This window comes from Streptomyces sp. NPDC005070, from assembly GCF_053600395.1.
The window spans coordinates 1-9,603 of sequence record NZ_JBSFZS010000188.1; the positions used below are offsets into that span (position 1 = coordinate 1).

Consider the following 9,603-nt stretch of genomic DNA (forward strand, 5'->3'; position numbering starts at 1 on the left):
CGGCCGCCGCGGACGGTTCCACGGCTGTCGCCGAGGCAGCCGTCGACGCCTTCGAACGCATGCGGAGCGTCGCCGCCGTCGACCGGGCCCGCGGCACGCCGCTTCTAGAATCGCGGGCACCGACCCTCTCGCCCGAAGGAACCCGATGACCAGCGTCGAAGAACCGGCACGACCTGGCGGGCGCATCCGCGACGCCGCCCGCACCAGGGCCGAGATTCTCGACGTGGCGACCCAGGAATTCTCCCGCGCCGGGTTCGCGGGCGCCCGGGTCGACGAGATCGCCGCCCGCACCAGCACCACCAAGCGGATGATCTACTACTACTTCGGCGGCAAGGAGCAGCTCTTCACGGCGGTCCTGGAGCGCGCCTACTCGGCGATCCGGCAGGCCGAACAGGAGCTGGACGTCGAGCACCTGGACCCGGTCGCGGCGATCCGCCGGCTCGCCGAGCTGACCTTCGACCATCACGAGGCGCACCCCGACTTCATCCGCCTGGTGAGCATCGAGAACATCCACGAGGCCGAACACATCACGGACTCCGCGGCGCTGGGCAGGATCGGCTCGCCCGCGCTCGACGTGATCGGCCGGATCCTGGCGACCGGCAGGGAGTCGGGGCTGTTCACCGCCGACGTCGACGCCGTGGACCTGCACGCGATGATCAGCGCCTTCTGTTTCTTCCGCGTCTCGAACCGGCATACGTTCGGCGCCCTGTTCGGCCGCGACCTGACCGCCCCGGACCAGCGGGAGCACTATCGCGCGATGCTCGGCGACATGGTCATCGCCTATCTGACCGCGGACCGCGCGGTGGAGCCGGCAGGCCACCACGGTTCAGCGTGACGGGATCCCGTACGCCCGCTCCACGTGGAGCCGGAGCACCAGCCGGCGGTCGCGGACCATCGCCGCGCGGTAGTCGTCCCAGTCGGAGTGTTCGCCGAGGACGTCCCGGTAGACCCGGATGAGCTCCTCCACGGTCTCGTCGTGCGGATCCCCTGCGACCGGTGTCAGCTCGGCCGTGCCCTCGACGACCGTGTAAGCCCACCGGTCCGCGCTGGTCACGTGGTAGGAGGCCCGTGGGTCCCGGCGCAGATTCCGGGTCTTGGCGCGGTCGTCGGTGAGCGACACGCGGACGACGCCCTCATCGGGGTAGTACATGTGGCTGACGTTCGAGAGCTGGGGCCGGCCGTCCTTCTTCAGGGTGACGAGCACTCCGCCCTTGTACTCGGAGAGCAGCTTCAGCAGTGCGTCCTGGTTCTCTTCATCGGTCATATCCGCGTCAACGCTCCGGACGCGTCACGTCATCCCGTAGACACTGTCTACTCATGACTGGTAGACAGTGTCTATGGACGAGCTGGAAACCACCGGACTGCGGGCGCGGCTGATCGACGTCGGAGTCGAACTCGTGACGGCGGAGGGCGCGCAGGCGCTGACCCTGCGGGAGATCGCCCGGCGGGCGGGGGTCTCGCACGGCGCTCCGCGCCGCTGGTTCCCGACCCACCTGGAGCTGCTGTCCGCCATCGCGGGCCGCGGCTTCACCGACCTCCAGCACCGCGCGGCCCAGGCGGTCGGCGGCACGGGGACCGACCCCCGCGCCCGGCTCACCGCCCTCGCGACGGCGTACCTGGACTTCGCGCTGTCCCACCGTGGGATGTACGAGCTGATGTTCCGTCACGACTTGCTGGAGAGCAACCGGTTGGGGCTTCGTGAGACCAGTCTGCCGTTGTTCGGGACGCTGGTGGAACTCGTCGGGCGGGTGCGCCCCGAGGCCGACGCGCGGATCCTCGCCGGCGCCCTCTGGGCGAACCTGCACGGCATCGCCCAACTGTGGGGCTGGGGAAGCCTGAAGCTCGCCACGGACGCCGGTGACCACACCCCGCTGCTGACGGCGGCGCTCGACGCGCACCTCGGACCGGAGGAACGATGACGGGCCCCGCCGAGCCGGCCGCGCGCCCGACCGCACCCAGGACGGCCCGCCGTCGGATCACCCTCGCGAGCAGCGTCGTCGGTGCCGTGATCGTCGCCCTCGACGGCACGGTCCTCACCGTCGCGCAGCCCACGCTCCAGGGCGACCTGGGCGCCTCGTTCGCCCAGGTGCAGTGGACCAGCACCGGGTATCTCATCGCGGTGGCGGGCCTGCTGGTGTTCGCGGGACGCCTCGGGGACCGCTACGGGCATCAACGGATCTTCGCGCTCGGCATCCTGGGCTTCGGGGCGGCGTCGGCGGGCATCGCTCTCGCGCCCGGGATCGCCTGGGTGATCGCGCTGCGGGTCGCGCAGGGTGTCTTCGGCGCGCTGCTGCAGCCGGCCACGCTCGGCATGCTGCGTGCCGCGTACCCGCCCGACCGGCTCGGGACACCCATCGCGCTGCGGGCGAGCGCCATCGGGATCGCCGCGGCCGCGGGTCCGCTGCTGGGCGGCGCGCTGGTCGGCCACTTCGGATGGCGGTCGGTCTTCTTCCTGAACGTGCCGCCCGCGCTGGCGATGGGCGTGGCGGCCCTCGCCGTCCGGTCCCCGGCCGCCCCCGGGCCCCGGACCGGTCGTCCGGCGGCGGCCGACGGCCTGGATGTGCCGGGCGCCTGTCTGCTCACCGTCGCCCTGGTCGCCCTGGTGCACACCCTGGTCACCGTGCCCGGAACCGGCTGGACGGCGCTGACCGCGGCCGGACTGGCCGTGACGGCCGCCGCAGGCACCGCGTTCGTCCGCCGTCAGCGCCGGGCCGCGAGCCCCCTGGTGCCGTCCGGGATCCTCGGCTCGGCGACCATCGGCGCGGCGCTCGGCATCCTGGTGGCCGTGTCCGCCGCGATGCTCGGCACCCTGTTCGTCGCCAGCTACTTCCTCCAGCGCACCCTGGGCCTCGACCCGCAGGAGACCGGCCTGCGGGCGCTGCCGGCCGGTGTGACGATGGTGCTCGGCGCTCCGCTCGCCGCCGTCCTGATGCGCAGGTTCGGCCCGCGGCGGACCGCCGTGGCCGGAACGCTCGTCCTCACGCTCGGGGTCCTGCTCCTGGCCCGGCTCGGCCCGGCGTCGACGGCCGTGCCCGTCTCCTGCGGCTTCCTGCTGCTGGGCGCCGGCTTCGTGACGGTGATGGTGACCGCGACGGCGGTCGCCGTACGGCACGCCCCCGCGGCGTCGGCCGGTGTGGCGGGCGGCCTGCAGCAGACGGCGATGAACATCGGACCCACGCTGGGGATCGCGGTGGCGGCCACGCTGATGTCGCTGACGCCCGGCGCCGCCATCGGTCCCCCGCTCACCGTGCTCGCGGGCATCTCCGCGACGGGAACGCTGCTGGCCCTGAGGCTTCCGGGGCACAAGGACACCGTGGGGACCGCCGGGGGACGCCCGGCCGACGCGTCACCGGCCCGTTTGGGACGATGAGGACACGAGCCGTAGTCCGGAGGAGAACCATGGGAGATCTGCGACAGGAAGTCGAGCCGGGATCCGTCGGCCTCGACCCCAGGGCACTGGACCGGCTCGACCGGCACTTCGCCGCCCTGGTCGACGACGGCCGGCTCCCCGGCTTCCTGGTCGCCGTCTCCCGGCACGGGCGGGTCGCCCACCTCACCACGTACGGCCGGCGCGACCGTGCGGCGGGGCTCCCGGTGGAGAGCGACACGGTGTGGCGGATCTACTCCATGACCAAGCCGGTCACCTCGGTCGCGGCGCTCATGCTGCTCGAAGAGGGCCGCCTCGGACTCGACGACCGGGTGGCCGACTTCCTTCCCGCCTTCGCCGAACCACGGGTGTACGTCGGCGGGGCCGGGCCGGACACGAGGACCCGGCCGGCCGAACAGCCCGTCCTGATCCGCCACTTGCTGACCCACACGGCGGGCCTGACCTTCGGCTTCTACCACAGGCATCCCGTCGACGGGCTCTACCGGGACGCCGGTGTGGAGTCGTCCGTGGCGCCGGGCGCCGATCTGGCCGAGACCTGCGAGGTGTACGCCCGGCTGCCGCTCCAGTTCGAGCCCGGCACCCGGTGGAACTACTCGGTGGCCACCAATGTCCTCGGCCGCGTCATCGAGGTGGTCTCCGGCCAGGACCTCGACGTCTTCCTGCACCAGCGCGTCCTCGGGCCGCTCGGGATGACGGACGCAGGCTTCCAGGTCACGGACGAACAGGCGGACAGACTGGCCGAGTTGTACGGAGAGGACGACGACGGAGAGCTCGTCCCGATCGCCGGTCTCCCGCTGCACGGCCGGCCCCGGTTCCTGTCGGGCAGCGGGGGTATGGTCGCCACGGCCCGCGACTACCACCGCTTCATGGAGATGCTCCGGCGCCGCGGCGAACTCGACGGAACCCGTCTGCTGCGCCCCGGGACCGTGGACCTGATGGCGGCCAACCACCTGCCCGGAAACGCCGACCGGCGCTCCTTCGGCAGCGCGGTCCACCAGGAACCCGGCAACGCCGGCCTCGGTTTCGGCCTCGGCGTCTCCGTCGTGGTGGACCCGGCGGTCACCCGGGCGCCTTCCAGCGAGGGCGCGTTCGGCTGGAGCGGGGTGGCCACCACGACCTTCTGGGTCGACCCGCGCCGCGATCTGACCGTGCAGTTCCTGAGCCAACTGCGCCCGAGGGGTTCGCACTCGGTGTTCCCGGATCTCAAGCGGCTGGTCCACGAGGCGGTACGGTCCTGATCACCCCGGAGTCGTCCGGTTGACGCGGTACACGTCCCGCACGCACAGGTTGAGCACCGTCGCGGCCACGATCACGCCCGCGCAGACCAGCAGCACCCGCCGGTCCGACCAGGCGCCCGCGGCCAGCGCGGCGAGCAGATAGCCGAGCGGGATCGCGCAGCGCTCCCCGACACTGTTGAACGCCGCCGCCCTTCCCAATTCGTCTTCAGGAACGTGCAGTTGGAAGGCGGTGGTCCAGGCGACGATGGCGACGTCGAGGCCGATGCCGGCGAGGAGCGCGGCGACCAGGACGGCGGACAGCGGTAACGCGAGCCCCATCGCCGTCAACGGCAGAAAGAGCAGGGAGGCGGTGCTGACGGCGACGGCGAGCAGCCGGTACGGCCGCCACCACAGGCACACCAGCGCGCCGGTCAGCAGCCCGAGCGCAAACGCGCCCTGCACCAGGCCCCAGGAGCCCGCTCCGGAGTACAGCCGCGCGGCGAGGACCGGGCCGAGCATCTGGAATCCGGCCAGCCAGGCGGCGACCACGACCATCCCGGCCACCGTGTACGTCCACAGCCAGGTGCGGGAGCGGAAGCCGGACCAGCCCGACCGCAGATCGCCGAGGACACCGCCCGCGGTGACGGGCGCCTCCAGACGCAGTCCGTACAGCAGCAGGGCCGCGATCAGGAACGAGAGCGCGTCCCAGGCCAGTGCCCATCCCGGTCCGCAGAGGGCTACGACGAGCCCGCCGGCCACGGGCCCGAGCACCCGTACGGCGTTGGTCGGCAGCCTGACCAGCGCGTTGGCCTGCTGGAGATGTTCGTGCCCGACCAACTGGTTCACCACGCCCTGGCCCGCGGGCACGGTGAACGCCACGGCGACTCCCGAGAGGAAGCCGCAGGCGGCGATGGACGTCGTCGAGGCGGCGCCGGTCAGCACGATGACGGCGAGCGCCCCCTGTGCCACGGCCGCGGCCAGATTGCCGCCCAGCAGGATCCGGCTGCGGGACATCCGGTCCGCGAGCACCCCGCCCACCAGCAGGAAGGCGACGGTCGGGACGGTGTTCACCGCGAGCACCACGCCGAGTGATCCGGCTCCGCCGCCCTGCCCGATCACCGCGTAGGCGAGTGCGAGCGGCGCCATCGCCGATCCCGTCGCCGAGATCAGGCTCGCCAGTACGAACCGCCGGAAGCCGACGCTGCGCAGGGGTGCCGTCCGGACCCTCGGCACCCGCGCCGCCGCCTGCGTCTCCGTCGTACCGCTCCGGTCGTCGGCTTCCGTCATTCCTCGGTGGCGACCGTCTTCGCCGATCCGGCGAAGATCGCCTTCGCCCACTCCTCGCCGTCCAGGTGGGGCAGGTAGTGGTCGAGGCGTTCCCGCTTGGTGAGCAGGTAGGTGAGGTTGTCCTCGCACGGCGGTATGAGGAGCGGCACCTGCTCGGCCACCTTGATGCCGTGGCGCAGCAGCGACTCGCGCTTGCGCGGGTTGTTCGACAGCAGCCGCACGGACCGTACGCCGAGGTCGTGCAGCATCTCCGCCGCCACCCGGTAGTCGCGGGCGTCCACCGGCAGCCCGAGGGCCACGTTCGCCTCGACGGTGTCGAGCCCTTCCGCTTGGAGCTTCATCGCCTTGAGCTTGGCGAGCAGGCCGATGCCCCGGCCCTCGTGGCCGCGCAGGTAGACGAGGATGCCGCGGCCCTCGGCCACGATGGCGCGCAGCGAGGCGGTGAGCTGGGGGCCGCACTCGCAGTGCTGGGATCCGAAGGAGTCGCCCGTCAGGCATTCGGAATGCAGCCGGGTCAGGACGTCCCCCTTTCCGAGCGTGTCCAAGTCGCCGTGCACGAGGACGACTTGTTCCTCGCCGCGGTCGTGGTCGAGGTAGCCGACGGCATGGAAAAAGCCGTACTCGGTGGGGAGCGGGGCAATCACGACTCGTTCGACACCTGTGAGGTGGGCATTCCCGCCGAGTACGCCAAAATTATCTGTCATGATCTGGTTCCTAAGCAGAGTCGAAAGGGCCGTGAAAGATGAGTAGTTCGGGAACACGCGTGATGGAGTCCGGAGTGCTGTCACTGGACACCACGGAGGATGTCCGCGAGCGGGGGGCCGGTGTCGCCCGCCAGGTCGCCGTCCTTCCCGTCGGCAGCCTCGAACAGCACGGCGCGTACCTGCCCCTGACGACCGACACACTGGTGGCGTGCGCCATCGCGCGGGAGATCGCGGCCGCCTATCCGGTGCATCTTCTTCCTCCGGTGACGATCTCCTGCTCGCACGAGCACGCGGCCTGGCCGGGCACCGTCAGCATTTCCTCCGTCACGCTCTACGCCGTCGTCCGGGACATCGCCGCTTCGTTGCGGCGCTCGGGTGTCGACACGCTGGTCGTGGTCAACGGGCACGGAGGCAATTACGTACTGGGCAATGTGGTTCAGGAATCCGCGGGCACCGGTACGCGCATGGCGCTTTTCCCCGCCATGGAGGACTGGGAAGGCGCGTGTGAACGGGCCGGTGTTCAGACGTCGTTGCTCACCGATATGCACGCGGGAGAAATCGAGACGTCCATTCTCCTGCATGCCCATCCGGAATGCGTCAAAGACGGTTATGAGACCTCCGATTTCGTGGCCGACGACCGTCGGCATCTGCTCACTCTCGGCATGGCGGGCTACACCGAGTCCGGGGTCATCGGCCGTCCCTCGATGGCCGGCGCCGAGAAGGGGAAGGAACTCCTCGCCGGGCTGACCGAGGCCTTCGGAGCGTATTTCTCCTTGGTGACGTCCGAGACGCTGCACTGATCGGGCCCTCCCGCGCTCTCCTCGCGGGGGCGCCGGAGCGAGGCACCCCAGCGGACGACCAGGACCACGGCGCCGGGCAGGCTCGCCGCGAGGCTGAGGACGCCGTAGATCACCGCGACGGTCAGGCCCATGCCGGCGCCGAGCCCGGCGGCGCCGAACGCCCAGGCGGTGGCGCCCTCGCGGGGGCCCCAGCCGCCGACGTTCAGCGGCAGCCCCATGGCCAGCAGGGCCAGCAGGGCCAGCGGCGTGAGCACGGCGACCGACGCGGTGGATCCGGCGGCCCGGGCGGCGAGCACGAACATCGCCAGATGGCCGGCGAGCACCAGGATCGACGACAGCGTCACGCCGGGCCAACTGCGCCGGGCCAGCAGGGCGCCCCGGGCCTCCGTGAGCGCGCCGCGGACGGCTCCGTAGCGTCGTCCGGTGCCGGAAGTGGTCCGTCGCCCGCGGACGACGGCGAAGGCCACCGCTCCGCACACCGCGACGATCGCGAGGACCAGCGCGGTCTCGCGGGCCTGCGCCAGCACGGGTGACGGCTGGGTGAGCAGCACCACCGCGCCGACGGCCACCAGCACGGCCTGGCCCGCGGTGCGTTCGAGCACCACCGAGCGCACGCCCCGGCCCATGTCACCGGCGCTCTGCCCGTGCCGCACGGCCCGGTGCACGTCGCCGAGGACCCCGCCGGGCAGCGCGGCGTTCAGGAACAGCGCGCGGTAGTAGTCCGCGACGGCCGCGCCCAGCGGGAGTTCGATGCGCAGCTCGCGTGCGACGAGGCACCACCGCCAGGCGCTGAACACCGTGGTGAGCAGCCCGATGGCGACGGCCACCGTCAGGGTGGTCGCGTCGATCTTCCGCAGCCCGTCCACGAATACCCCGGTACCCAGCCGCCACAGGAGCACTCCGAGGATGAGGACGCCGGCGGCGGTGCCGACGTGCCCGCGCACACCGCCCCATACCCGCCGGGCCGGGGAGGCCACGTCGGCCGCCGGGCTTCCGGAGCCGACGGCCGGGACGGGGCCCGGCTCGGTGCCCGTCGAGCCCGGCGCCCGCGAGGCGCCGGACTCCGCGGGGATGTTCGGGTGCGGGCCGTCGGGCTCCGGGGCCGCGGCCACCGGGGCGGCGGCCGGTCCCAGGGTCTCCAGGCCCGCGCTCACGCCGCACCCCCGGCCGGGTGGGGCAGCGCCAGCACATCGCTGTGGTGGACGACCACACGCACCTCGCCCGCGACGCACGCCGCGATCCGGGACCGCAGATAGGCCTCCGCCCGTTCGGCCAGCTCGGGGCGCTCCTCGACCGCCGCGCCGACCCAGCCGCGCAGCCACTCCTCGGTGAGGGCGGCCTCGTCGGGGCCGAGCCGCCAGGGGCTCGGGTGCACCCGTACGGTCGCGCCGTAGCGGGCGAACGCGTCGCAGGCGGCGGTGACGGCGTCCGGGCCGAGCAGGTCGCCGCGCCGCTGGTGGGCGTTGAACGCCTCGGTGATCTCGGCGTCCAGCGGGTCGGCGGGGGTGAGCTCGACCCGGCCTGCCACGGACAGCGTCAGCAGGGCGGGCACGCCCGCTCCGGCGCAGGCGGCCGCGAGCCGGTCGATCTCCTCGGCGGTGAGCACGTCGAGCAGCGCCGACGCGGTCACCAGGGAGGCGCCGGCCAGGGCGTCCGCCGTCAGCCGCCCGATGTCACCGCGCTGGGTGGTGACGCCGACGTGGCTGCCGTCGGCCGCCGCCTTGGGGGCCCCGACCGTGGCGAAGTGCAGCAGGTACGGGTCGCGGTCGTGCAGGATCCAGTGCTGGGCGCCGTCGAGCCGGGGCGCGAGCCAGCGGCCCATGGAGCCGGTGCCGCAGCCGAGGTCGTGGATGGCCAGGTCACCGCGGGTGACCGGCCGGTTGGCCAGCCGGATGCGCAGCGGGTCGAGCAGGTCGACGGCCCGCGCGGCGGCGTCGGCGGGCTCGCGCAGCTGGAGCCACTGGGGCGCGTAACGCACCTCTTCCGCGTCCGGGTCCCCGACTCGCCGACCGGGCACGCCCGTCCTCACCTTCTGCTCGGGGATGCCGGAGTCCGGCCCGCTCGCGGGCGTCGTCGTGGTGCTCATGCCGCCCTCCGGGGTTCCTGGGGCAGCCGGCCGAGCACTCCGGCCAGGCTGCGCGCGGTGGTCGCCCAGCCGTCGAGCGCGGCGCGCCGTCCGCGGGCGGCGGCCTTGAGCCGGCGGCGCA

9 protein-coding genes and 2 pseudogenes are annotated in these 9,603 nt (G+C 72.8%); 5 read left to right on the plus strand and 6 right to left on the minus strand.

The window, feature by feature from the left end:
• Positions 1-145: 145 nt before the first annotated feature.
• Positions 146-835, plus strand: a complete 690-nt coding sequence (locus tag ACWEBX_RS34705) for a TetR family transcriptional regulator (protein WP_451888737.1) — start codon at positions 146-148, stop codon at positions 833-835.
• On the opposite strand, the gene ACWEBX_RS34710 is transcribed toward ACWEBX_RS34705, so the two are convergent.
• Positions 827-1,264: a PPOX class F420-dependent oxidoreductase gene (locus ACWEBX_RS34710; protein WP_451888738.1), complete on the minus strand. Its 438-nt coding sequence runs from the start codon at positions 1,262-1,264 to the stop codon at positions 827-829. The two genes, ACWEBX_RS34705 and ACWEBX_RS34710, sit on opposite strands and share 9 nt — an antisense overlap.
• A 73-nt stretch (positions 1,265-1,337) precedes the next feature.
• On the opposite strand from ACWEBX_RS34710, the gene ACWEBX_RS34715 reads away from it, so the two are divergent.
• The 3 genes from ACWEBX_RS34715 to ACWEBX_RS34725 are packed head-to-tail and all read left to right on the plus strand — an operon-like array spanning position 1,338 to position 4,626.
• Positions 1,338-1,919, plus strand: a complete 582-nt coding sequence (locus tag ACWEBX_RS34715) for a TetR/AcrR family transcriptional regulator (protein ID WP_451888739.1) — start codon at positions 1,338-1,340, stop codon at positions 1,917-1,919.
• A complete protein-coding gene (locus ACWEBX_RS34720; RefSeq protein ID WP_451888740.1) occupies positions 1,916-3,370 on the plus strand; it encodes an MFS transporter in 1,455 nt (484 codons plus the stop codon). The genes ACWEBX_RS34715 and ACWEBX_RS34720 overlap by 4 nt, the downstream gene beginning before the upstream one ends.
• A 29-nt stretch (positions 3,371-3,399) precedes the next feature.
• Complete coding sequence (locus ACWEBX_RS34725; RefSeq protein WP_451888741.1) at positions 3,400-4,626, plus strand: serine hydrolase domain-containing protein; 1,227 nt, start codon at positions 3,400-3,402, stop codon at positions 4,624-4,626.
• Here ACWEBX_RS34725 and ACWEBX_RS34730 read toward each other — a convergent pair whose 3' ends face one another.
• Positions 4,627-5,892: an MFS transporter gene (locus ACWEBX_RS34730; protein ID WP_451888742.1), complete on the minus strand. Its 1,266-nt coding sequence runs from the start codon at positions 5,890-5,892 to the stop codon at positions 4,627-4,629.
• Positions 5,889-6,596 carry a GTP cyclohydrolase II gene (gene ribA / locus ACWEBX_RS34735; RefSeq protein ID WP_451888743.1) on the minus strand — a complete coding sequence of 236 codons (708 nt, stop codon included), beginning with the start codon at positions 6,594-6,596 and terminating at the stop codon, positions 5,889-5,891. Before ribA ends, ACWEBX_RS34730 begins: the two co-directional genes overlap by 4 nt.
• A gap of 38 nt (positions 6,597-6,634) precedes the next feature.
• Between ribA and ACWEBX_RS34740 the strand changes: the two genes are divergently transcribed.
• Positions 6,635-7,396, plus strand: a complete 762-nt coding sequence (locus ACWEBX_RS34740; protein ID WP_451888744.1) for a creatininase family protein — start codon at positions 6,635-6,637, stop codon at positions 7,394-7,396.
• A 137-nt stretch (positions 7,397-7,533) separates the two neighbouring features.
• Here ACWEBX_RS34740 and ACWEBX_RS34745 read toward each other — a convergent pair.
• The 3 genes and pseudogenes from ACWEBX_RS34745 to ACWEBX_RS34755 form a co-directional block, all read right to left on the minus strand.
• Positions 7,534-8,628: pseudogene (locus tag ACWEBX_RS34745) on the minus strand (lysylphosphatidylglycerol synthase transmembrane domain-containing protein); the annotation flags it as partial.
• Positions 8,547-9,482 (minus strand): class I SAM-dependent methyltransferase, encoded by a 936-nt coding sequence (locus ACWEBX_RS34750; RefSeq protein ID WP_451888745.1) that lies wholly within the window; start codon positions 9,480-9,482, stop codon positions 8,547-8,549. The pseudogene ACWEBX_RS34745 and the gene ACWEBX_RS34750, both read right to left, overlap by 82 nt.
• A pseudogene (locus ACWEBX_RS34755) lies at positions 9,479-9,603 on the minus strand (glycosyltransferase family 1 protein); the annotation flags it as partial. The gene ACWEBX_RS34750 and the pseudogene ACWEBX_RS34755, both read right to left, overlap by 4 nt.